28 protein-coding genes, 3 tRNA genes and 1 pseudogene are annotated in these 22,437 nt (G+C 42.7%); 8 read left to right on the top strand and 24 right to left on the bottom strand.

Going from position 1 to position 22,437, the window contains the following annotated elements; all coding sequences use genetic code 11:
• Nucleotides 1–76: 76 nt before the first annotated feature.
• The 4 genes from LQZ07_RS19495 to LQZ07_RS19480 all read right to left on the bottom strand — a co-directional run bounded on the left by LQZ07_RS19495 (nucleotide 77) and on the right by LQZ07_RS19480 (nucleotide 3,539).
• Nucleotides 77–1,228, bottom strand: a complete 1,152-nt coding sequence (locus LQZ07_RS19495; protein ID WP_152786183.1) for a M48 family metallopeptidase — start codon at nucleotides 1,226–1,228, stop codon at nucleotides 77–79.
• Entirely contained in the window at nucleotides 1,203–2,309 is a 1,107-nt protein-coding gene (locus LQZ07_RS19490) for a PQQ-binding-like beta-propeller repeat protein (protein WP_194164244.1), read from the bottom strand. The genes LQZ07_RS19495 and LQZ07_RS19490 overlap by 26 nt, the downstream gene beginning before the upstream one ends.
• Before the next feature lie 101 nt (nucleotides 2,310–2,410).
• Entirely contained in the window at nucleotides 2,411–3,262 is an 852-nt protein-coding gene (locus LQZ07_RS19485; RefSeq protein ID WP_152786187.1) for a hypothetical protein, read from the bottom strand.
• 133 nt (nucleotides 3,263–3,395) lie between these two features.
• Nucleotides 3,396–3,539: a hypothetical protein gene (locus LQZ07_RS19480; RefSeq protein ID WP_194164245.1), complete on the bottom strand. Its 144-nt coding sequence runs from the start codon at nucleotides 3,537–3,539 to the stop codon at nucleotides 3,396–3,398.
• 755 nt (nucleotides 3,540–4,294) lie between these two features.
• Here LQZ07_RS19480 and LQZ07_RS24720 point away from each other — a divergent pair.
• Together LQZ07_RS24720 and LQZ07_RS19475 are read left to right on the top strand one after the other, a co-directional pair.
• Nucleotides 4,295–4,801 (top strand): annotated as a pseudogene (locus LQZ07_RS24720) (transposase); the annotation flags it as partial.
• A gap of 589 nt (nucleotides 4,802–5,390) precedes the next feature.
• Nucleotides 5,391–5,495, top strand: a complete 105-nt coding sequence (locus LQZ07_RS19475) for a transposase (RefSeq protein ID WP_152786189.1) — start codon at nucleotides 5,391–5,393, stop codon at nucleotides 5,493–5,495.
• Between the two features lie 56 nt (nucleotides 5,496–5,551).
• Here LQZ07_RS19475 and LQZ07_RS19470 read toward each other — a convergent pair whose 3' ends face one another.
• Both LQZ07_RS19470 and LQZ07_RS19465 read right to left on the bottom strand, forming a co-directional pair.
• Complete coding sequence (locus tag LQZ07_RS19470; protein ID WP_152786191.1) at nucleotides 5,552–6,784, bottom strand: integrase arm-type DNA-binding domain-containing protein; 1,233 nt, start codon at nucleotides 6,782–6,784, stop codon at nucleotides 5,552–5,554.
• 163 nt (nucleotides 6,785–6,947) lie between these two features.
• A tRNA-Phe gene (locus tag LQZ07_RS19465) sits at nucleotides 6,948–7,023 on the bottom strand.
• Nucleotides 7,024–7,450: 427 nt separating this feature from the next.
• On the opposite strand from LQZ07_RS19465, the gene LQZ07_RS19460 reads away from it, so the two are divergent.
• On the top strand, nucleotides 7,451–7,927 hold the full coding sequence (locus LQZ07_RS19460; RefSeq protein ID WP_249483287.1) for an Lrp/AsnC family transcriptional regulator: 477 nt from the start codon (nucleotides 7,451–7,453) through the stop codon (nucleotides 7,925–7,927).
• Nucleotides 7,928–7,952: 25 nt separating this feature from the next.
• On the opposite strand, the gene LQZ07_RS19455 is transcribed toward LQZ07_RS19460, so the two are convergent.
• Nucleotides 7,953–8,669, bottom strand: coding sequence for a DUF3581 family protein (locus LQZ07_RS19455; RefSeq protein ID WP_152786195.1), 717 nt, complete (start codon nucleotides 8,667–8,669; stop codon nucleotides 7,953–7,955).
• Between the two features lie 321 nt (nucleotides 8,670–8,990).
• Between LQZ07_RS19455 and LQZ07_RS19450 the strand changes: the two genes are divergently transcribed.
• Nucleotides 8,991–9,500 carry a hypothetical protein gene (locus tag LQZ07_RS19450; RefSeq protein WP_016403899.1) on the top strand — a complete coding sequence of 170 codons (510 nt, stop codon included), beginning with the start codon at nucleotides 8,991–8,993 and terminating at the stop codon, nucleotides 9,498–9,500.
• Here LQZ07_RS19450 and yvcK read toward each other — a convergent pair.
• The gene (yvcK, locus tag LQZ07_RS19445; protein ID WP_152786197.1) at nucleotides 9,481–10,518 is read right to left on the bottom strand and encodes a uridine diphosphate-N-acetylglucosamine-binding protein YvcK; all 1,038 of its coding nucleotides are present in this window, start codon (nucleotides 10,516–10,518) and stop codon (nucleotides 9,481–9,483) included. The two genes, LQZ07_RS19450 and yvcK, sit on opposite strands and share 20 nt — an antisense overlap.
• 212 nt (nucleotides 10,519–10,730) lie before the next feature.
• Here yvcK and LQZ07_RS19440 point away from each other — a divergent pair, with 212 nt between their 5' ends.
• The 3 genes from LQZ07_RS19440 to LQZ07_RS19430 all read left to right on the top strand — a co-directional run bounded on the left by LQZ07_RS19440 (nucleotide 10,731) and on the right by LQZ07_RS19430 (nucleotide 12,313).
• Entirely contained in the window at nucleotides 10,731–11,546 is an 816-nt protein-coding gene (locus tag LQZ07_RS19440; RefSeq protein ID WP_152786199.1) for a UDP-2,3-diacylglucosamine diphosphatase, read from the top strand.
• Between the two features lie 124 nt (nucleotides 11,547–11,670).
• Nucleotides 11,671–11,746 (top strand) — tRNA-Thr (locus tag LQZ07_RS19435).
• A gap of 123 nt (nucleotides 11,747–11,869) precedes the next feature.
• Nucleotides 11,870–12,313, top strand: a complete 444-nt coding sequence (locus tag LQZ07_RS19430) for a TerB family tellurite resistance protein (protein ID WP_016403902.1) — start codon at nucleotides 11,870–11,872, stop codon at nucleotides 12,311–12,313.
• Nucleotides 12,314–12,385: 72 nt separating this feature from the next.
• Here LQZ07_RS19430 and LQZ07_RS19425 read toward each other — a convergent pair whose 3' ends face one another.
• The gene (locus tag LQZ07_RS19425; protein ID WP_152786201.1) at nucleotides 12,386–13,843 is read right to left on the bottom strand and encodes a methyl-accepting chemotaxis protein; all 1,458 of its coding nucleotides are present in this window, start codon (nucleotides 13,841–13,843) and stop codon (nucleotides 12,386–12,388) included.
• 245 nt (nucleotides 13,844–14,088) lie between these two features.
• Here LQZ07_RS19425 and LQZ07_RS19420 point away from each other — a divergent pair.
• Nucleotides 14,089–14,164 (top strand) — tRNA-Trp (locus LQZ07_RS19420).
• A 71-nt stretch (nucleotides 14,165–14,235) separates the two neighbouring features.
• Here the strand turns inward: LQZ07_RS19420 and LQZ07_RS19415 are convergent.
• The 15 genes from LQZ07_RS19415 to LQZ07_RS19350 form a co-directional block, all read right to left on the bottom strand.
• Nucleotides 14,236–15,252: an integrase gene (locus tag LQZ07_RS19415; RefSeq protein ID WP_152786203.1), complete on the bottom strand. Its 1,017-nt coding sequence runs from the start codon at nucleotides 15,250–15,252 to the stop codon at nucleotides 14,236–14,238.
• Complete coding sequence (locus LQZ07_RS24715) at nucleotides 15,252–15,473, bottom strand: DUF4224 domain-containing protein (protein ID WP_152786205.1); 222 nt, start codon at nucleotides 15,471–15,473, stop codon at nucleotides 15,252–15,254. The genes LQZ07_RS19415 and LQZ07_RS24715 overlap by 1 nt, the downstream gene beginning before the upstream one ends.
• 30 nt (nucleotides 15,474–15,503) lie before the next feature.
• On the bottom strand, nucleotides 15,504–15,677 hold the full coding sequence (locus LQZ07_RS19410) for a hypothetical protein (protein ID WP_194164246.1): 174 nt from the start codon (nucleotides 15,675–15,677) through the stop codon (nucleotides 15,504–15,506).
• Nucleotides 15,678–15,679: 2 nt separating this feature from the next.
• The gene (locus LQZ07_RS19405; RefSeq protein WP_227981697.1) at nucleotides 15,680–16,630 is read right to left on the bottom strand and encodes a BRO family protein; all 951 of its coding nucleotides are present in this window, start codon (nucleotides 16,628–16,630) and stop codon (nucleotides 15,680–15,682) included.
• Nucleotides 16,631–16,634: 4 nt separating this feature from the next.
• Nucleotides 16,635–17,210 carry an HNH endonuclease signature motif containing protein gene (locus tag LQZ07_RS19400; RefSeq protein ID WP_152786207.1) on the bottom strand — a complete coding sequence of 192 codons (576 nt, stop codon included), beginning with the start codon at nucleotides 17,208–17,210 and terminating at the stop codon, nucleotides 16,635–16,637.
• Complete coding sequence (locus tag LQZ07_RS19395; RefSeq protein ID WP_152786209.1) at nucleotides 17,207–17,464, bottom strand: hypothetical protein; 258 nt, start codon at nucleotides 17,462–17,464, stop codon at nucleotides 17,207–17,209. The genes LQZ07_RS19400 and LQZ07_RS19395 overlap by 4 nt, the downstream gene beginning before the upstream one ends.
• 2 nt (nucleotides 17,465–17,466) lie before the next feature.
• Entirely contained in the window at nucleotides 17,467–17,709 is a 243-nt protein-coding gene (locus tag LQZ07_RS19390; protein ID WP_152786211.1) for a hypothetical protein, read from the bottom strand.
• Nucleotides 17,710–17,877: 168 nt separating this feature from the next.
• Entirely contained in the window at nucleotides 17,878–18,030 is a 153-nt protein-coding gene (locus LQZ07_RS19385; protein ID WP_194164247.1) for a hypothetical protein, read from the bottom strand.
• Between the two features lie 45 nt (nucleotides 18,031–18,075).
• Entirely contained in the window at nucleotides 18,076–18,894 is an 819-nt protein-coding gene (locus LQZ07_RS19380; RefSeq protein WP_152786213.1) for a DUF2303 family protein, read from the bottom strand.
• Nucleotides 18,895–18,958: 64 nt separating this feature from the next.
• Nucleotides 18,959–19,324 carry a hypothetical protein gene (locus LQZ07_RS19375; RefSeq protein ID WP_152786215.1) on the bottom strand — a complete coding sequence of 122 codons (366 nt, stop codon included), beginning with the start codon at nucleotides 19,322–19,324 and terminating at the stop codon, nucleotides 18,959–18,961.
• Nucleotides 19,325–19,339: 15 nt separating this feature from the next.
• A complete protein-coding gene (locus tag LQZ07_RS19370; RefSeq protein WP_249483285.1) occupies nucleotides 19,340–19,660 on the bottom strand; it encodes a hypothetical protein in 321 nt (106 codons plus the stop codon).
• Nucleotides 19,660–19,926 (bottom strand): hypothetical protein, encoded by a 267-nt coding sequence (locus LQZ07_RS19365; protein ID WP_152786532.1) that lies wholly within the window; start codon nucleotides 19,924–19,926, stop codon nucleotides 19,660–19,662. The genes LQZ07_RS19370 and LQZ07_RS19365 overlap by 1 nt, the downstream gene beginning before the upstream one ends.
• 15 nt (nucleotides 19,927–19,941) lie before the next feature.
• Nucleotides 19,942–21,057 (bottom strand): hypothetical protein, encoded by a 1,116-nt coding sequence (locus LQZ07_RS19360; RefSeq protein ID WP_152786533.1) that lies wholly within the window; start codon nucleotides 21,055–21,057, stop codon nucleotides 19,942–19,944.
• A gap of 2 nt (nucleotides 21,058–21,059) precedes the next feature.
• Nucleotides 21,060–21,983: a Rad52/Rad22 family DNA repair protein gene (locus LQZ07_RS19355; protein ID WP_249483283.1), complete on the bottom strand. Its 924-nt coding sequence runs from the start codon at nucleotides 21,981–21,983 to the stop codon at nucleotides 21,060–21,062.
• 3 nt (nucleotides 21,984–21,986) lie between these two features.
• Nucleotides 21,987–22,373, bottom strand: a complete 387-nt coding sequence (locus LQZ07_RS19350) for a hypothetical protein (protein ID WP_152786402.1) — start codon at nucleotides 22,371–22,373, stop codon at nucleotides 21,987–21,989.
• Nucleotides 22,374–22,437: the final 64 nt, after the last annotated feature.

Here is a 22,437-nt window from a genome sequence, read left to right as displayed (position 1 = left end):
TTCTATCACTCCACAAACTAATCAAAAATTAACTGTTGAACTTAGCACAAGGCGCTAAGTTCAACCTAGTTTACTATTATGACAATAACTCTTTCACTGTAATGTTTGACGGATCATTGTTAGTAATATGAGTAAAACATGCTTCTGCTAAATCATTTCTATTCATTTTTCTATGAACTTTACCTAAAATGAAAAGGTTGTACATTAAATAAGGAGGTCCAATCTTAATGGCCATATTTATATGTTCTAATGCTTTTTCATAATCACCCTTTTCATAATACACCTCTGAAGCTTCACTATGTGATGGTGACCAATGTGGATCTAGGTTTATAAGATCTTCGATTGCATTTTCCGCTCTTTCAAAATCTTTTGAAAGGTATATGCATTCTTTGATCGTGGACTCATAATATGTTTTAAGTAGGTTGATACTCTCTAGACTGCTATTTTTGCTCAGTGAGTCCAATGCAAATGATTTAGCACTTTCCATCATACGTCTGGTTTCGACGAGGTCATTATTTGCAGCAGGTACCATTGCAAATGCTCTGTACCAAGATGACTTACTTTCTGTAGATAGATGACTATTAGTGAAAACATCATTTGCTAGAGAGGTAGCTATTCTATAATATTTTTCGCTAATTGGATTGAAACTAGTGTACTTATACTTGCAATACCAAACCACAATTTGAGCACATACGTTAGCGACGGCGTCAGGTTTAATTCTTCTAGTAGAAGCAATGCATAATAACGACTCAACAGCTGAAGAAACACTTTCATAATTCGAGGTTCTGTTAGCGTTCAGAAATTTGATGAAGTTTAATTCGACTTTAACTCCATCATTATTAAGTTCGTCATTTTCAGACACGGTTTTAAGTATTTCATCAGATAGTTTAAACCGACTCATAGATGAAAGTTTAGCTGCGACATTTATCTTATAAATATCATTTCTTTTTTCGCAGTTTAAGATTTCACTCTTTAACTGTGTTGCGCGTTTTGTAGCAACAAAGCTTAAGTCGAGTACTGATTCAAGATCCAAGTTATTGTATAAGCAAATTTCTTTTAATACACTAGGTTCAAACACTTGACCAATAGGTAATCCTAATCGGGACATATCATGTTCATCCAAAGATTTTTCACAAACCTTAGTGAAGATAGACTTCTCTAAACTTCCACAATCTATGTTAATCAGCATATTTGAAAATTCATTATTTGTAGTCAGGGTATGCTTCATATTTTTCCTCCTCAAAAATGTATGAGTACACGTATCCATCATATGATGATGCATACATTTTCCCATTGTTAGTAATGTTTAAGCTTTGATTTAATTTAGTCGATTGGTTGGGTAAGCCAATGGTCTGCATACTTTCCCAAATAAAACTACCATCTTCATAAGACAAGCAAATGGCATTGCCACGATCTGTTATAAAAACGAAGTCGCCAGCAGGTGTTGAGGTTACAGAACCATGATCTAGCCCCGCTCCAACGTTGACTCTCCATTTGGCAGACAGTTCATTCAAGTCAATGCACAGTAAATTGCCACTAAGATCACCAACGCAACAAGACATATTAGATAATCCAGGGCTATTGACGATCCTACCCTGCAAGTCTTCAATCATTAGGGTTTTTCCTAGATCATAATCAAAGACGACAACTTTGCCATTTACACAAGGCGCAACTCCCCTTTTTGATCTAAAGCATAAAGCGGGTGTAGCCCTAATCATTGCTGGTAGTTCGATTTCCCATACTCGTATTCCTTTCTTTGTAAAGGCTGATATTTTGTTGCCATTAGCGGATAATATGGTTCCTTGGTCAGTGATGACTGGAGCAGCGTATGGATCTCTATTTGCAGCGAATGATTCCTGCGTCTTAAACCAAGGAGTGGGCAGATTAGCAACCCACAAAACATCTAACTTATCGATGCTAACGCAGTACAGTTTCCTTTCAAATGTGTTAAAGTAAGCAATAGTCTCTTCTTCGTTAGTGACTATGTTGTTGTAGATACATTTACCGTTCGCTATCCTGCTGATACGTTTTCCTTCGTAATCTAGAACAACTACCGTCCCATCAACATCACCAACTATGATCTGCTTTTTCTTGAAAAGCACTGTTGGAGTAGCGTATATTCTTGAGTTTAGCCTGTGACGCCATTTTATATCGCTCAGATCCTCAGAGTACATGTTAATAAAGCCATCGCTACCACAAATTATTACCCCTATGTTGCTGATGCAAACTGGAGTGGCACTAATTGGAACTGAAATTTTCATGTCTAGCTTTTTGCTGTAGTGCTGAACGTGACTAACATTTTCAACCATAGGTTCTGTTCTATAGTTATAACTAAGTGCCAAGATAGAGTTGTAGTCGCTTAGTAGTTTTGGATTGGTTCTCTGGCATGAGTCTAGTTTATTGCTAACAGTCATATGATATCTGCCAGTTTTATAAAGTTTAAGGAACGAACTCTTCCATAAGCTCTAGCTTTGCTATAGTCACAATTACATTCCGATTGCATTGAAGTAGCCAGTTCCAAGCATTCATGAAGAAGTTCACATTTTAGATAGCTAAGAGAAAGATTTAGCATGTCTTGCTCTATAAGACTGTTTTGAAATAAACTAATGGCTATCCACTCGAACATCATAGGTATAGTTTCTCTATCTTCTATTTCTATATCAGATGTTAAAACAATCCTATTTTTTGTTAAGTTTTCATAATGAAAGTTGAGGGCATGACCAACCTCATGGGCTAGAGAAACCATATTCTGTATACTAAAATAATCCTTGGTTGGGTCAAAGTTAATCATTATCAACACGTAGCTTTTTCCCTGGTTTGAAATATACTCCACGGGTAATGAAGAGTTTCGGTCGCCATGAACAACTCTTATTAATAATTTGTTTGATTTTATAGATATTTCTCTAATGCCAACGCTTATTAATGAAATCTCAACTTTGAATATTTCAAAAGTCACTTTTGATATTGTTTCAATTAGCTCTTCTAAGGGTAAGTCAGCTTTACTTTTTAATGTGATAAGCTCGTGTATCGACAGTTTTGAACGCCTAAGCACATGTTTTAGGTCCAAACTTATGCTTTTTAGCAAGGTCTTTACAAAATCTATATCTATCGGTGGTAGTCTAGCTCTATAGTCTCTCTGTATTATGTTTGACTTATAAAGTTTCTCTGCTGACTTTAGTTCGAAAATAGATTGGTGGCTAAAGTTACCTTCAAAAATTGATAAATATTCAAGTTCAAAGCAACGAGAAATATAAGCGTTCATGGACCAGTTATCGCTTATCTCGTGCTGATTATTGCACTTAACTCGCAGTTCCTGGCATAACCTTAAGCTGTCATTTACTGTCTTTGATACTGTAGGCATATACTTAAAAGGGCGTAATGATACGCCCTAATCTTTATTCAGAGTCAGCTTCTAGCTCATTCTCCAACGAAGAGCTCTCAATCTCTTCTTCCATAACTTCTTCATCAAAGAATAAGCCAGTGTCACTAATTCTGAAAAATGCTTGTTCTTTTTTAAATTGCTCGCTTTCAAATTTCATTTTGCTTCCTTAAATAATTTGATAAAAGTTACTGCCGACGGCGTAATTAATACTAACACTATTGATACGATGCGCAACAAGCCGGGGTAAATACTGGTCATCACTATGAATAATAAAAGAATGTTTTGTGTAAAAGAAATCTATTACCATCAGTGAAATGTTACAATTGGGTTTAAAATTCTGACTTTGCAGCATGCGAGAGGATAAATAACTGCAGTGAGGCTCTCGCGCAGATGAAGATGATACCTGTTGGTGCGAAAAATTTGATTTAAATATAATGTTTTTCTTGTCAATAAATGTCATTTGCCATGTAGCCTCAAGGCAATCAACAGTAGTTTGAAAAATTTCTGGTAATGATTTTGGTGTTTGAGGGCGGGAATCATCGGATACACGCGCAAAAGCGTTCTCGTACGAGAGCGAGGGTTAGCTGTAGTGACTGTCGAGCGTAATCCCTCCGACCAGAAACATCAGATATTTTTGGATAATATTGACTGCGAGCGAGCTGCCATTCAGCGAGAGCGAGTTCACAAGTACATATTCCCGGCCCACGTTAAATGAGAATTACAAATAGTGGACGCACGAGCTAAGCTTGATCGCAGAAAAATACTTAATCTACTCGAAGCGTTGTTGCCTAAATCTAATTGAACCATCTTGCCCATCTGCGATCTGAACGCTTGACTTTACAATCAGATCGCACCATGCGCACAGCCAAGGACAAAATTACTAACTGGATATAATATAACCACGCCTAAAGTCAAGGAGGTTCGCTAATTTTTTTTATGGACGATGTAGCTCTCAAGTAATGGTGCAACCAACACCCTTTTGGTCGTCGGGGTCGTAGCAATGCTTACAGTGACTCGGCCATCAGCACCACGCTCATGGTTAAGGGTGTGTTTAACTTACCTCTGCGGGCGCTCGAGGGGTTTATTAACTCGGTATTTCAGCTGATGGATGTTGGCCTCAAGTCGCCGGACTATAGTTGTATTAACAAGCGAGCTAAGACGGTAGAGGTCAACTACAGCCAGCGGTGTACGGGTGCTGCTAGGCATATAGTGATTGATACAAGAGGGTAGAAGACCTCCGGTGAAAGGGAATGAAAAGTCCGTAAGTGCAGTAAGGAGAAGCGGTGCAAGGTGCACTTGGCCTCTGATGCCGATACTCATGAGATAGTGAGCGCTGTAGCCTCGTTCGATAATGTGCAAGGTAATGAAGTACTCCCCACTCTCATTAATCCACTTCGTCGTAATGATGTAAAAGTTAGCTTCGCTTACTTCAGGACGAGCAAAACTCACAAGAAAATTCCCGTCCACTAGAATATTGTTACCGGTGCGGTTACTTTCTTATTTGGGTTTGTAATATCATCAACGTTTCATGTTGAGCTGTTTGGAAATAGTGTTTAGAGAATTTGCTTTAATTAGTTAAGAGTAACTTGGCTTAAAAGGCTGCCATGTTTGATAAGTGTTAGAGTACTCAAAATAACGGAAGTATCAAAGTTGGTTCTACTGATAAGCCTCAAATGTCCTTTCATACGCCACATTAAGCCTCGATTAAACAGATACTTAGTCAAGAGTGTTTGATTGCCTCGCCCCCTGATCAATGGGGGCTATATACTCTTACAGCGATAAACCATGTTTTCTCAAGGCATTGGCAACAGAGCGCTTTCCTCTCTCGTTTCGCAGTAGGTCGTCCAGTTTAGCGTGTTGGAATCTGAAGCACTCATAAGGCGAATTGCGAGCGAGGGCCTTCATACTGCTTCCTGAGTATCTAATTTCATCCAAAAGATTGGTAAGGCCTGAGAGCACCCGACACTTTTTATGGTAAAAATGTAACTTCACCATAAAAGGTAAAACCATGGCCAAAGGCACACGGTATTCAGCAGAATTCAAACAAGAAACCGTTAATCAAATAATTGTTCACGGTTACCCCGTTGCCGAGGTCGCTGAGCGCTATGGATGAGAATACGCACTATCGGAACATTTGTTGATTAGGGGCTCAGTAGAGCCCCTAATCAGTTATACTTTATCCCTGACTTGGAAAGTGGGGTGTGACGCTGCAGTAATATGGTCACTCCACCAGCGCATCATCGGACGGCGTTGTTCGATATACTGACTTCGGTTGTAGGCCGCTCGCACTTTGTTTCTTTCTCCGTGGGCTAATGCCGCTTCCACTAAGTCGCCATTGAAGGTGCCTTGTTCATTGAGTGTGGTACTGGCCAGTGCACGTAAACCATGAGAAACTAAACGTCCTTTGAATCCCATCCGCTTGATGGCCATGTTAGCCGTTTCACTACAACAATGGCGGGAGGCATCTTTATAGGAGGCAAAGACAAACTCACTAACCCCGTGACCGGTAATTTTTTTCATTTCGTGGAGTAAGGACAATGTCTGAGGGGTTAAAGGCACACTATGACTGCGCTTTTTTTTCATTCGAGGGGCCGGAATGACCCACAGGGCTTTCCCCCAGTCGATTTCATCCCAACAGGTGCCGGCTGCTTCACCGGGTCTCACCATAGTGTGTAACTGCCATTCAATTAAACAGCGGGTGGTAAATTGAATCTGAGCACGAGACAGAGCTTTCATTAGTTCAGGAAGCGCTTCAGGACGAAGGGTTTTCATATTCTCGACTTTGGGACGTAGGAACACATCTTTGATATCTGTCAGACAGTTAAATTTAACCCAGCCATGGTTACAGGCAAACTTCATCACCTCGTTAAGTCGCTGACAGAGTCGGCGAAGTACTTCCAAACTCCCCTTGTGTTCTAATGGCTTTAGGGTCTGAATTACCAACTGCGGAGTAATGTCAGTAATAGGTATATCCCCAATACTGGGAAAGACATGTAGGGCTAAAGAGCGCTCAATGGTCTTGATATGGTCGGCAGAAACTCGGTTTTGTTTGAGTTTTATCCACTCCAATGCCACTTTTTCAAGGGTATTGATTAACACGAGCTTTTGCTGAGCCTGTTGCTCGTCTCTATATTGTTTGGGATCTATGCCTTGAGCAAGAAGTTCATTAGCTTCAAAGCGCTTGTCACGTGCTAATTTAAGCGTGGTATAAGGATATGTGCCAAGGGTAAGATTAACGCGCTTCCCCAAAATGGGATGAGTATAGTTCAATAACCACGTTTTTGTGCCGGTAGGCTTGATGCGTAATCGCAGACCATAGCCATCGCTGAGAATGTATTCTTTCTCTTTACCCTTTGCATTTTTGATTTGGGATTCAGTTAGAGGTTTTACTTGTTTAGCCATTATTAGTACACCGTTCAATTCAGAATAATGACAATGTACCCATTAATGTACCATCAATTCTAAGCCCCAAAGCTTTCGTTTAAGCCGTAAACCGACGCAGAAGCTGGTTATCTTGAATTTCAGGTAAAAAAAAGACGTCCTAGGACGTCTTCATTTTAAGGTTTGGTGCCCGGAGGCGGAATCGAACCACCGACACGAGGATTTTCAATCCTCTGCTCTACCGACTGAGCTATCCGGGCGACGGGCGCTATTAAACGAATTTTGCCGGTTTAAGTCAACCGAAATCAGTAAAAAAAATGAAATAATTGAGCTTCGATTAAATGGCGCACAATAACTGGCAAAAGAATAAACAAAAAGGTGGCCTAAGCCACCTTTAGATAGTTTGGATACTTAAGTGATGGGTTTCACTGTTCTCTGTACTGGCAAAGGATAAATGCCGATTAGAGTGGGGCTAGTTAACGTGGTGAGCAAACTATTGGCTAGCAAATGGGTATATTTGTTGCCGTTCCCGAGTATTTTTCACTGTAATAAGTATATTTAATATAAAAGGGTGAGTGTTTGTCTATATTGCGTATTTTTAGATTTTGTTGGCAATGATTGTTGTGGTTTAGTTGTATTTAGGGTGAAATAAACCAAGATTGAAATGATGCTTAAATTTGGAGATAAGTGATGCGCCTTGATCGCACCGATAGAAAGATTTTAGATTTGATGCAGAACAATGGGCGAATTAGCAATTTAGAGTTAGCTGAGCAAGTTGGTTTATCTCCGTCACCATGTTCACGGCGGGTAAAAGCCTTGGAAGATGCCGGGCTCATTGCTAAACACGTAACCTTACTTAACGAAAAAAAACTCAACCTAAGCCTAACCGCTTATATTCATATCTCTATGGATAGGCATACCCCAGAGCGCTTCGAAAATTTTCAAAAAATTATTAGTGCCTATGAAGAAGTGATGGAGTGCGCATTAGTTACTGGCACCGATGCAGATTACCAGCTTAAAGTTGTGGTAAGAGATATGGAGCATTATCAGGCGTTTTTGTTGGGTAAACTAACTCGGATAGAAGGTGTTACTGGTGTGCGCTCTAGCTTTGTGTTGCAGCAGGTGTTTAGCCACACAGCCTTGCCTTTATCGCAGATAAAATAAAAGCGCCGATTGGCGCTTTAGTTGCTTAGGCTTGTTGGCGTTTTAAGAAGGCCTGGCGGCACCCTTCGTAGTTATCAATTAGCATGTCACTTTCGGCTTTTTCGTATGGAAGCAAGCTGCCCAGCACCATGCGTTTTTGACCTTTGCCGATAACTTTACCATCTTCGCTGATTGTAAATTTAAGCAAGGCTACGCCACGTTTACCATTGGGAATAAACTCACCGCCAACAAACTCTAAGTGTGGAGAGCGAGTTGGCAATTGCTCGAAATGTAGGCTCATGTTTTCGTAAATCACTAGTGGGCGCTTACGATTCAGCATTAAGCCTTGTTCTTCGAGTAGGGGGACTAATATGTGCGGAAAGTTACGCCCAGAGAAACGCACATAGTCAGCAATAATATCGCCAATAATCTCAGCATCTTTTAGGTTTTCACCGCTGCGTTCTAATTGCAGATATTCTTTGCCGTTGTTATCTACGAGTAAGCAGTGTTGTTCTTGTTGTTCAATACTTAGTGGTACGCCATCGGTGACCATGCCGGCAAAGGTAAATTGCATGTCTTGGCTTAAACCAAGCTCGTTTAGCATAACTGAGAATAACAAATCACCAGGAACACAGAAACGCGAAGAGTCTGCATCGTGAATGGCATTAAAGTCGTTGGCGACGCCTTTGGCAAAATCACAAGCTTGTTGTCTGCTAAATACAAACTGTTGATCTTCGCGACTAAAATATTGGTTTAAATTCATAACTCACTTTCTTTGCATGATGCGGCGAGCGGCGATTTTAGCAAATATTAATAGAAGGGTGGTCATATCAGTATAAAAAGTTTTTTTTATGTTTTTTCGAATGCAAATATTCTAGCCCCAAACTGGTGCTTTTTACTAAGCAACTCTTTTCACTGAACTAATCAATTTTATCCACAAGGGCACTCTTCTTTAAATTGATTTAATTATCAAAAAAGAGCTTTGCAAGCGATTAAATCTGCCCTACCTTTAAAGTGAGAAAAGAAAGATTGGTGGCTAAATAAAGCGTTTTTGCGTTTTGTTGATAAACCATAGGCACATGGAATGAGCGAGCAAGCTATGGCGAAAAAGTCACGCTATTGGGGAAGTATTGTACTAGGCGCAGTTATTGTTCTAGTAAGCGGCGCAACCACTTGGGTAGCGTTGTTTGATAAAGCTGCTCCTTCTTATCAGCTAAGCTTCATGTTCCATCGCCCTGATGGAATGACAACCGTGAATGTAGATTGTGAAAATCTGCACTATTCTATTCGTCAAACCTATCATAAGCAGGACAATGCTAGTGAAGCGGTGCAACAGCTGTCGATGTTGGTTTGCTCAGATATTTATGCGCTACTACAGCAAGTACCCAAGCAACTGGCTTCGCCATACTCGGGAGAACACCGTTCAGAAAAGCTGATACGTTGGACCCAAGGTGACAACGAGTGGCAGTGGCGTTGGCAGGATAAATACGACCCGTCATTACGTCCGGTATTTACTCAGCTGGATGATTTGATGCGCAGAATGCCTGACTCAGCCTTAGCGGGCGGAGCCAATATTAACCCTCAGTTCCGCTAGCCTTTACCAGCGACAAGGTTTGGCTGTCTAAACTACTAAGGTAGGGCAGTAAGGCGTTGGCAAGTTTCTCTGAATCGTGGCGTACTATGTCGCTGTCCTCATCAATTAAGTCGGCATAAATTAGCTGATATTTGTTACCAATAGCCTCTAGATCATCAACCGCTACTACTTGCGCGCGCTCCAGGTTGTAGCTAGCTATCATTTCGTCACTGGGTATATGGTTATTAACCACTACAGCATCTAGAGGTCGACCCAAATAGTGCTCTAAATCCGAAATGAAATGCTCTAAATTATAACCGTCCGTCTCACCAAACTTAGTCATAATGTTGCTTACATATACAAGCTTAGCTTTGCTGCGCTTAATGGCTTCCTTAACGCCCGGTACTAACAAATTAGGAATAATGCTGGTAAACAGATCGCCTGGGCCTAATACAATCGCCTCAACTGTGTTGATGCGCTCAATCACTGGTGGGTAAACTCGCACTTGTTCAGCGTGATGAGGAACTAAAAATACGTTGGCTATTTTTTCTCGTTGATCGCCGCGAGGCAAATCGATAGCACTCTCACCAAAAATACGTTCACCACTGGTAAGTTCCGCCACTAAGGTGGACTTATCAATGGTGACCGGCAAAATCTCACCTTCAACGTCGAGCATTTGCGCTAAGCCTTGAATACCCTCCGAAAAAGATCCGCTGTATTGCGAGAGCATGGTAAGTAGCATGTTACCGGCACTATGACCAGACAAACGCTTGCCTTTGGTAAAGCGTTTTAACAAAAGCTTACGGGCTAGTTCTCGATAGGGAGAGAGGGCTAATACACATTTAAGAATATCCCCTGGTGGCAAAATGCCGAGTTCATCACGCAGGCGGCCGGTGCTTCCGCCACTGTCGGTCATCGATACAATGGCGCTAATCGCTAGGTGATCTGCATCTCTAAGAGCCGATAACAATACAAAGTGACCGCTTCCGCCGCCAATGGTGGCAATTGATAATGGGCGTTGTGGGGAATTAGATCTCACTATCTACTCCGTGATGGTTATGCATTCCAATTAACTCGATTAAGCGCCACTAAAGCCTAAGCACTCTCACTAGCCTAATTGAGTTTAGTACACTAAACAAAGCCTCTTAGCTTAGCAATGATAATTCTGTCATGGTCTTGACATCAAAGCGTCACTTTTTGGTCAAATATGCCTTTTAGATTAGCCATAACAGGGATGATGTGGCGTAAGTAATGACAACAAAACAGATCTATCAGAGCCTATGGCTTTCAGATATTCACCTGGGTTGTAAAGATTGCAAGGCAGAAATGCTACTGCAGCTATTACAACAAACTAAAGCCAAGCGAATTTTTTTGGTGGGAGACATTGTTGATGTATGGGCGTTAAAGCGCCGGGTATATTGGCCAGAGTCTCATAACCAAGTGCTGCAATACTTGATGAGTTTGGCTAAATCTGGTTGTGAACTGGTGTACATTCCCGGCAATCATGACCAACTGTTTAAAGCTTATCACGGCATGGACCTCGCCGATGTGAAAGTGAGCAAACACTACCGCTATACCAGCATTACCGGTAAACAAATTTTGATGGTGCATGGTGATCAGTTCGACGAAGAAGTCTGTTTTGGCCGTTTTTACGCCAAGTTGGGCGATCACTTATACGACTTCTTATTATTTCTAAACCGCTCTTCGAGCAAAATTCGCCATGCGCTGGGTTATCCCTATTGGTCGTTGGCGGGGTATATCAAGTCTAAAATTGCCAAAGCCACTGAAGCTATCGCTCGTTATCGCCAAGCGGTGGTGAATGAAGCAGTACGCCAAGGAGTAGATGTGGTGATATGTGGTCACATTCATCACCCAGAGCTAAGTGAGCAACAGGGCGTTGTATATGCTAACGATGGTGATTGGATTGAAAACTGCACCTTATTGTGTGAAACCATGGATGGTCAGCTGCAATTACGCCGCTGGGATGATCGTTTGAAAACGACAGTAGAACTTGAATCGATTAACCTTGCTGAGCCTCAAGTACTAAGTGCTGAAAAAGTAGCTTAATTGGTTATTAAATTGGCAGTTGTGCGCGGATTAAAAATTTTTTCACTCTGGCCGTTGACAAGCACTGTGAAAATCCGTTTAATAGCGCTCGCTCGATACAGCGTATCAGCAGTACCAACAGTGTGCCGATTTAGCTCAGTTGGTAGAGCAACTGACTTGTAATCAGTAGGTCGCCAGTTCGACTCCGGCAATCGGCACCATCCTTTTAAAGCCTCGTCTAATGACGGGGCTTTTTCATTTCTAACGCTTGCTTGTTGGTTATTTGGCATTTTGCTTGGGCTAGTTTATTCTGCTTTTCTTCAAGAGTGTAAAGAGGAAGGCGCATGCTTAAAGCCCTTAAAGAGTTCTTACAGGCCACGCTAGAGACTAGCAGTGAGGGTGAGTTACCCAATGTAGAACTCGCAGCAACCACCCTACTAGTGCAATTAAGCCAGAGCGATAACCAACAAAGTAATGCCGAAAATGCGGTGATACTACGTAAAATAAAGCGGCTTTTTGAGCTAGATGACAAAGAAGCTGAGAATTTATTTTTGCAGGCGCAAACTCAAGCTAATCAAGCAATCTCGGTATTTGACTTCACCCGTCATGTTAAAGAGTTGGACTACCAATTGCGTTACCAGTTTACCGAAGCACTTTGGAAGGTGGCCTACGCAGACGGCGTTATCGATCCGCAAGAAGAGGCACTTATTCGCCAGGTGTCTGATCTAATCTACCTTAGCCATAGTGACTTTTTAAAAGCTAAAATGTCGGCTCAGCCTTCTGCTTAACGGCCCAGAGCGGCATTCAATCAAACCAAAAACTCATACTTAGTTATTGTTGGTATGAGTTTTTATAGAGTGTTAAAGCTCGCTGCGAGCTACGGTTTGATGAAGCTGCTCTGCCATGCCCTCTAATTGAGTGGCAATGCCGGTAAGTTGTTCGGTATTGTCTAATAATGCCGAACTGCTCTGTGAATTATGCTGACTAAAGCTCGACACCTCTGAGCTGGCATTAATTACTTCTGCTACGGTTTCTGCTTGTTGTTGCATTACCGCAGCCATCTGAGCCACTCCATCAGAAATATCCTGCACCAAGCCAATGATGCTATGCAGAATTTCACCGCTTTGCTCAACCACCTTATAACCTTGCTGAACGTCGGCAGAACAGGTTTCCAACAAACCACGAATTTGTTGGGTAGACTGGCTACTACGCTGGCTAAGCTCGCGAACTTGGTCGGCCACAACAGAAAAACCTCTGCCATGCTCACCCGCTCTAGCAGCCTCAATAGCAGCATTTAACGCTAACAAATTGGTTTTATTAGCAATGTCGCTAATCAAGTCGGTGACGCTGTTTATTTGCTGGTTACTACTAAGAATTTTTTGCATCGACTGTTCGGTTTGATTAATCGCCAGAGCGCTTTGTTCTGCATTGCCAGAAGCTTGTTGCGAGAGCGATAATAGTTGCGACGTTGAGTGATTAGCTTGCGCTAACACCTGTTCCATGTGCGCCAAATTTTGATTAATTTGAGAAATAGATTGATGCTGGTGGGCAGAGCTTTGGGCAATTTGAGCTGCTTTATTGTTCATCTGTTGTACGGTGTTCGACATATCGCTGGCAGAGCTAACCAATTGTGTAGAGCTATCACTAGCGTGTTCAACCACCTGTTGAAGTTGTAGTTTGGATTGCTCTGAAGCCTGCATCATATCTTGATTACTTAATTGCGCTTGCTTCGCTTGCTCAAAAGCTTGGTCGCGCAGCCCTAGCGCATAGTTTTGCCCTAGCCATAACAATATTAAAGGCAGTAAGAAACCAGAGAATAGCTCAATGGTCTTTGCACGCGCAGGTAATTGCATTTGCGGGAACTGCATCCCCGTGTAGTCGGCCCATAACATTACCAAGCCAATGCTAAATAAAACACCGGTCCAAAGGTTTCCCCAAAAACGATTACTTGCTAAATAGCTTAATAAGGACAGGGTAGGCAGCCAAAAGATATGCGGCGAGTGCAATAAGCCCCCAGATTGATAAACAATGTTCATGGCATGCAGCGCCATGCCGGCTAGCGCAATATTGGCTACTACAAGGTAGTGCCAACCAGCGCGTAACATAGTGCTGGCGAGTAGGGTGCTAGCGATTAAAGCTAAGGAACTTATTATAAGATCGCTATGGGCATATTTTTGCCATTTAAATGCGCTATATATTCCCACTAATAAGCCAAAAAATAAGTAAAACAGCAAGGTTTTTACCGCTTGTAGGTGTTCGTCTTTAACCTTTGTTCTAGGTTTAAAGACACTGGCAAATATCTCAACTGGGTTTAGCATAATTAAGCTCTTGTTATCCTTAACAGGTCTGTCCACTTTGATGCTGCCCTTGGCTTAACAACTTTGCAACATGCTAAAAAAAGAACTGTGCGTGAGTTAAAAAATAAACAAGCGGATTTTTGTTTGAATTTTCGACGCTTTAGCGGGTTTTATCTGCAAATTGTTGGTTCTTTGTGCGCTTGAACAAAAGCACACGATAAACCCTTTACCTTTAAACTGGCTTATGTATAATTCGCTTCCGTTGCAGGGGCGTAGTTCCAATGGCAGAACGTCGGATTCCAAATCCGAATGTTGGGAGTTCGAATCTCTCCGCCCCTGCCAATTTTTCAACGACTTATTCAATCCTCAAAAAAACCTTCAGAACGCTTTCAGAAGATGTTTTCAGAAGAAAATTAGCGACTTCGCTGTCCATCCACGGTAGGCACACGCTTGATTTTTCGATCGTAAGCGGCCGTTTGTCCCGGCGTTTTGTGCCCGGCTATCACTTGTTTATCGTGCAGAGTTCCATCTAGGTCACTTATACCTTTGCCTTTTAGGTCGTGATAAGTAAAGTCGAGAGGCATACCTGTAACTTCCCTCACTTTTGATACAGCTTTGCGCCATCTACCAGCAAAGCCATCTCCAGACCATTCTGAGCCATCCGGCTTGCTCACGATGAAAAGAGAGTTTAATCCTGGCTTGGTTAGCTGCTTTGATAAAGCTATGGCGGCCTTGAGTCTTGGTGACCACAACTTTATCTGCTGTACTCCTGTCTTGCCTTGAGCTATATACAGGCCATCATCTAGCACTTGGCTTCGCCTTGCTGCTAGTACGTCACCACGCCTGGCGCAGCAAAGGTATGCTAACTCCATGGCGACTCTCACCACGTCATCACCACAGTGCTTGTACAGCGCATCGTACTCCACATCGGTTACGTAGCGCGTCCTCGATGATTCCTTGTACTTTTTTACTCCTTGGCAAGGATTAAGTTTGCACAAGCCTCTCTCATAGCCCCACCGGAAGCATTTGCTCATAAAGGCGTGCTCTCGGTTAGCCTGCACTCGAGATTGTAGGCCTCGCTTGTCCATGTATATTCGAATATGCTCTGGCTTAATGCTGTTGACTAGCGTCCGGTCAAAGACTGCTCCGACTTTTTTGTAGTGGTGTATGTAGTCTCTTTGAGTTCTTGAACCCAGTTCATCAAAGTCGGCGGATCCAAAAAAAGCTCTGGCCATCCACTTAAAGGTGGACCTGTCAGTCTCGTCTTTGGTGACATTCTCATACTCGAGCCACACTTTAGAAAGTGGGGCATCTAGCCCACACAGGCGAACTGTTCCGCCGCTTCTAGGTTTCCACTCAAAGGCACAGCGCCCACGGTATACCCGGACAGGCAGCTTGTTGTCTTTGCTGTTCTTGCGCTTACCTACCATCAGATCTTGCTAAAGTCCGGCTCATTGGCTGAGCTTCGTTGCGTTGTCAGGTTAGGGTGGTTTAAGTGGTACCAAGTTAAGCGGCACTTACCTTCCCTGGTGAGAGTGTTAAAAATTCCATGTCGGCTTAAGAACTTGCTTTGTTCGGCTGGGCGAGAGTAGCCCGTAAATTCGACTAGCTTGTCATCTGGCACGAATTCATAATCTAGTTCTGCGGCCATGGTTAACCTCTACTTGGAAAATTTTCATTATTAACTTAATCTCTTAGCTAGTTCTTCAATCCAGCCATCACCCGCTGGAGCTTGCACCGCTTTTCTTTTGCCATTTGGTAGTGGAAAAGCTTCTTGAACCATAGCGCCCACTGCGAACCCTGTGTATTCATACCGTCTTCCGTCTGTGACGAAAATAGGAGCAGGGGCGCTCATAGTTACACCTGCTCAATAATCAAATTGTTATGGGTTAATCCTAAGTTTTCGCGCAAATAAACTTCTTCTTGTGCGATAACTGTAGCTCGCCATTTGCTGGCTTTATGGTTGGCTATAGATAGGATGTTTTTACATTCTTGGTATTGGTGAGCGGGTATTTGTTTCACTCCAGTAGCATTAAGGTGGCTGCGAATGATTCGCCAAATGGCGTAACGAGCTTTCTCTGCAAAGTGGAAGTTTTGCGATATAGCGTCCACTTGTTTTTTTAGCTCGTAGTATTGCCTATTTGAAATAGTTTCGACGGGTTGGGGGAGGTATTTACCTGTTTTGCGTATTTGGGGCAGTACTTCTTCAAATACCCATTTCTGGAATTGCTCAGCTTCTTTTTTACGGCTGCGGAAAATAACGCGGTAGAGGTTAGGCTCGTTGATGAAAGCCAGTTGCTGTCTGCCTCCATCGGTAAGGGTATACGTTAAGCATACACCCTTTGAATCGAGCATTTCTTTTGCTACTCGCGCAGGGTTCTTTATATCCAAAACAACGCAAACATCAGATAAGCAAAACCATGGTTCACCATCTTTTATGTCAATACGAACAGAGTAGTCTTGATGAAATTTAAATATTTCTGGGGTAGGGGTAGTAGCCATAGTGGCAGCCTCCTGTTGATTGAGCTTAAACTCACCGCAGGAGGTTGTGATCTCTCTGGCGGTAAGACGAGCAGGGTCACAACAACCGGTCAACAGGAGTCCGGCCAGCCCGAAGGCTGCCCCGCCCGCCTCACCATAAAAGAAAGGTGCGCGAACGCCGAGCACAAAAAAACACGCTTTACTATGGAGCGTGTCATGTGCTCCTGTTGATAACTTCGGGGTTGTGAGCCCGGCAACTGATTTTGCAGTTGCAAGGAAAGCATACGCCCGTAAATAATCATTTGTCAAGAAATGCAGCGCGTTCATGAACCTATTTACCACTCGCCAGGTTAAAAGCTTTAGATTCAAGTTTGACGATACAAAGAATGGTTGGTCTTAACTCTTCGTAGCTTTGTTTATAGTTGTGCTGATTTAAGCGTAAGTGTTCTGCTCGAGTTATTAATTCTAAGTTGCTAATGTCGCAGTTAAGCTGGTTTCCATCTTTAAATAGGAAAACCATTCCTTGTGGTATCTTTCCGTTGGCTTCTTCCCAATTTTTAACGTGAATTAAGTTCCAACTATTTGGCTCAGCTACTTTTATTTTTCGAAATCCATCAGGGGTTATAACTTCTGTTCCTACTTTCCTCCACTTTGGTGGAGTAAGTCCTTTTTTAAACGAAGTTTTATTTGGCCCTTTAGGTCTAGCATTGGGTAAAGGAATATTGCCTTTCTTGAATTGACCGTTTCGACCCGTCTTCCACTTTTTACGCTTTCTTAATGAGTGAAGTTGACCAGGTGTTTTATCGCAGTTAAAAGCGATGTTAAATTGCTTGGCGTAATCGTTTATTTCCAAGGTTCTATTTAACGAAAGCCATTCAAGCATTTCATGGGTGTATTTGACATTCATGACTCATCATCCGAGGATTTGTTTTCTAGCATCTGAGGAATATCTTTAGCCTTAGGTGTCAAACCTATCTCATCTTTAAATTTCTCCACATCTAGAGCTAGCCTAGCATTGCTTACAATCTCGTTAGATACGCCAGTTATCGCTCTAGTCCTGCTGATCTCCTTTTCCAAGCTTTCTTTAGACAAGCTCTCATCACCCAATCTTTCCATTTGGGCAAACAGGTGATCATTTAAGTCTTCTAGTTTGTTTTTCATCGTTAACTTAGCCTCCTAGCTAGCTCTTTAACCCAGCCATCACCAGCTGGAACTTGCACCACCTTTCCACTACCAAAGGGCAAAGGAAAAGCTTCTTGAACCATAGCGCCGCTATCATCTGTATAGCAGCACATAAGGTTTAACTCTTCACCGTAGAACACACCATAAACACCGCAGTTGTGGAGATTTAAGTTCTCCATAACTTCTAGTGCCTTGACTTGCATGTCTAGTGTGAATGCTGTCATCGCTTACCCGTTCTGTTGACTCCAATGTTTACGCCTACGCTGATTGATTTTGCGCTGCCTGCGCTTTATCCTTTTTATGCTCAAAATGTCTCTTACGCCCCCGTTTAGATTCACTATCCCAGCGCTTGAAATTGCGTGTGCGCTTCTTTCGGTTTGAGTAGCTCATAATTAACCTAGCTCTCCTTTCTCTATCAGATAAGCCTTAGCTTCACTAAAACTCATACTTGTTCTTTCGTGGTCGATATACACCACGATTTGACCGGCATAGTAGAATTCTGAAAGCACTGTGCCGTTAATGATTTCTTTGCGTGCTGGTTCCATAGTTTGCTCTTAATAAGCGCCCCAAGGGCGCTGGTAGTTCGATTGTTAACCGCAAGTGCCAATATACGTTTCTAGGGTTTGGTCTTTGAACTCTTCGACTAAAATGCCTTTGAATTCATCCGATATGAGCTCCATTTCCGCTTCAAGGCGAAGAATGCGAAATACAACAACTGGTTTGTCTGAACCCGTTAAAATACCAACGCGCATTTCAAACGTTCGCTCAGATAGCCCTTGGTAGGGAGTACATGTAAACTTAATGGCCGCGGGGATTTCATCTTGGTTTTTGGCCTCAATACGCTCCATTGCACTCATTTGTTCGCCGAAATCATCAACTTTACTGTTAACTTCTCGCGCTGATTCTATAGTTAGGTTTTGAAGGGATAGAACAGCTAAAGCGCTATTCATGGGATCACCACTCTTGGAGAACACTCTGATACAATCTGACCAGTCCTCCAAAAATTCTCCGGCTGATTTTTGCTGTAGTTTCTCACCATCTTTTTCTAGCAGTGCAGCAAAGGCAGCACTTTTCTTTAGGGTTAACTTACCAGTGTGCTCTTTATGTTTAGGTTTTACATCGGTGCCAAGGTCAAAGATGGTTTTAGCAAACATTCTATCCGGGTCAATAAAACAAATGGCACCGTCTTGATCGAACTTCTTCGAGTACGACACATAATCAGTAATGCTTGGAGTGTTGTAGCTTTGGCGATAGCGAGCTGCAAATTCCATTTTGTTCTCAATGGATGTAATACTCATTGAATCTGGAATAACAACGGAAGGAACAGTTGCACCCGCATTAGATACCTGCTCAATAATTGCGGGAATATTTGCGCTTTCTTGGATTTGTTGTACGGCTGATTTATCCATAATTTAAAAATTCTCTAGTTGATTAATATTGGGTTTTACCTCATTTACGGCTGAGGCTCGCCGGTTACTTTACAGAACGAATACCTTCTTCTTGCAGGGTAAACTGACCGGACAAATCCTCCTTAGGTTGGTTGATGGTTAACACGCCACCTTTACCAACAAACATAGGTGTTTCTGTCACATCTTCTTCTGATTGTTTACCGCGCTTGGTTGGCGTTATGTGAGATAACTTGTGAGAAATAATTACCTGGTCATTGTCACCTACACGCTTAAATGTAAAGTCGATACTTACCTTTCCCTTCTTGGCTTTGTCACCATGTAAAATGGTACCCATAGCTGATTGAGAGAGAATGTGAGCCAACTTTTCTTTAAAAATTCCAGCGCCAAGTTCGCTAATAAAATCGTCTACATTAGTTACTCGTTCCATCATTGGATCCTCTTTGGTTTAAAGCTCTTTCTTACCGAATATCTCGTTAACAAACACAGGTGAGCGGTAAATATCTATACCGTCTTCTTCGGCGTTTAAATGGATTGAAAACTCACCACAACAAACTCCACGCCCCAGCGCTTTATTAACTGCAGTTATCATTTCGCTATCACCGCTGCAGATTTCGGAAACTGAATCAAATACACCCTCTTTGGCATTGGTGAGCTTACGGCGTAGCTCCTGCACTTTATCAAGGGCTTGTTTGTGTTCGCGGTTTGCCTGAACAATTGAATAAAAAAGCTCGCTGATTTTCTTTTCTGTTTCTTCGTTTGATTGCATTATTGAGGCTCCACTTTGAACACTTCATCTCGCCAATTTGGTGTGTAATTATCTAAGTTGTTTGCAGCGGCTACACGCTCTATTTCTGCGCGAGTGGCCCCTGCTTCAAACGCATCGATAAGCCAAAACATAAACGTTCTTGGTGTTTGTCCTAGCTCCGATACAGCCCAGCATCGTTTAACAAATGTGCTGGTGACATCCACACCACCATGAGGCTTGTAAATAAGTGAGCCGTTCTCGTGTAGGTAATACTCTCCTTGAAGCATGCTGTTACTCCCTAGCTAAGCTACGGTTTTGTTACTGGCGATAAATTCACTCACCGCTTCAGTTAGTGTTTTGCCACCGGTGCCTACATACATGACGCCATCTTTCCAGTGTGCGTATTGCTCTAGAGCGTCGATGTAACCTTTCTGGTACTCGGTAAACTCCACTGTTACCGATGCTTGGTTAATCACTGCTGGTGGTTTTTTGCCTGCCAGTATGTTTAGTTTTGGCAGCGTGCTTTTCATGCGATCTAGGCGAGCTTGGTTTTCGTCAAGTTCTTTTTTGCCTTGGTGGTAGGCTTGACCGTCAGCATGAGCGAGACATTGTTTATCTTGGTCTATTTGGCGTTGTAGGTTGTCTACATTCTGCTGAGTGGCTTGTAGGTCAGCCCTTGACTCGGTTTGATTTATGGTGGCCTCTGGTGGAGCTTTACTCGCTGCAGCATTGGCTTTTAACTCGGCCAATTCACGCCTTAACTTTTCATTTTCTTCGCGTTCTTTTTGCAACTGGGCTTGCTGTTCTGCTTGCTGCCTTTCTGTAATTTTGGCTTGCATAGCTTGCGCTAGCTCTCCCTTGGTTTCAGCTATTGCAACCAGCGCATCTTGCGTAAATTCATCAAACCCTTCCGATGGGTCTATAGTATCCAGAGCTTCGATAAGGCCTGCGATATGCTCAATCGATTCGTTACCAGCTAACACCGCAAAGTTTCGGATGTTGTTTATTTCGTCCTGAATTGCTTGAATTCGAGCTTCTTCTTTTTGGTGCTCAATTTCTTCCAGGCGCTCTTTCTCTTTTTCCCAATCAGTAAGCGGCTTTCTAGTTTCATCGCGAAGTTGACTAAGCTTTTCTTCGGCATACTTAACCCCAGCATTTACTTCTAAAACTTGTTTTTTAAGGTCGGCTACAGAGTCTTTACCAATTTTTGTGAGTGCTGTTTTTATCTTGCTAACTTTGTGAGCTCGGCTACCAATTGCCTTGCGGCTTTTATCGGTAGTTAAATCAATCTTTTCGGTGGAAACCTCGTCGCGTACCCGGTCGATATAGGGTTGCAGCTTTGCGGTGTCGCTGAATACACTAATCACATCGGATTGTGGAATTTCAATACCGCCTTCAATAGTGATAATATCTGCCATACTTAAGCCTCTTGGTGTTGGTTTTTTGCAGCTAAGGCGTCGATAGCTTGCTGCATGTGTTTGTTTAGGTGAGTCGCAATCACCTCTTGATTAACATAAGTGCCTTCACACATAGTTCTAAGTGCATCCAGGTGGGCCTTATTGGCCTGCCTGATTGATGCTTCATTTGGTATTAATGAATAAGCGCCTGCCTGTTTATTTGCCCACGCTTTAGCTTTGTTGGTGTCCTCCTCTACCGTTTGAGCTGCTGCTTGCTTGATTTCTTCGGCGCGTTGTAGCATTAACCCTTTAAACTCATCGTGTAGCTTCTTGTCTTGGTTAATTGCTGCAAATCTGGTGGCTTCGCTGTAAACCCTTCTGAGCCCGGCTGCATCGGTGGCGTTGATAATTGCATCCTCATAAGGTGTTGCGTCAGCTTTGGGGAGCGCCCAGTTAGGCAATTCTGGTGTTTGCCAGGCTATGTTCTTACCTAGTTTTTTGTTGGTTAACACATTGCCTAGCGGATGATTTCTACCTTGGCAAACTTCCGCTTTCGGAGCCCAAAACTCTGGCAGGTCATAGAGGTACCGACCTATGCCAAGCTGTACGGCGGCACGCTTCATTGAATTTGAAATGCCACCTTTTAGCGGTTCGATATCTGTGCACTCTGCGCCGTCCCACTTGGTGACCTCTTTGTCGTCATGGTTAATTTTAATACCGCAAAGAAACCCTCCTTTTTTGCTAGCCACTTCGCGATAATTGTTTTCCCAACCCATTACACCAAACACATCGTCAAGGCGTTTTTGTATTGCTCGGTTGGTGATGTAAGGAACGGCGAGCACCCATGCTCTGTTATCGTTGGTTACACCACTGGTTTGGGGTTTCCATTCGATATCACAAGCAGGAAAAGGTGCCTGAAGTAGTTGGTCAATATTTTTCTCGGCCACTTATCAAGCTCCCAAAATCTTGTTGAAACCGTGTGGGGAAGTAGCCTGGTTAAAAGGTTTCTCTGGAGTGGATATGGTTTCCAGTATGAGGTTTTGCCCCCTCTGCTTTACGAACTGACCACTTACAAAATTGAGCTCTTCGTTAAGAACGCCGCGTAGCTTTTGGCCTTTATCGCTATTTGAAAAGTCACGGCAAGACACGCGGCGATTAAGCAGAATGCATTTCTTTCGAGTTAGTGAAAATGTAACGACCTCATCAATAAATTGGCCGTTTAGTGGTTGCTCTAGTTTTACATCAAACTCTAAGCCCTTTGGGGTGGTAGCTTTCATGCTATCTAGGCGGGTAATCAGTAGTTTCCAGAGTTGCTTTTGGTATTGGCTTGTTGTCATTTTGCTATCCATGTGACTACTTAGGTAGTCATAAATCTATAGCTGACCAGTTTGATTGTCAACT

This window comes from Agarivorans sp. B2Z047 (assembly GCF_023373605.1).
Lineage (GTDB): Bacteria > Pseudomonadota > Gammaproteobacteria > Enterobacterales > Celerinatantimonadaceae > Agarivorans > Agarivorans albus.
The sequence above is the reverse complement of the archived record's forward strand: the minus strand, read 5'-3'. Positions and strand labels throughout refer to the sequence as shown.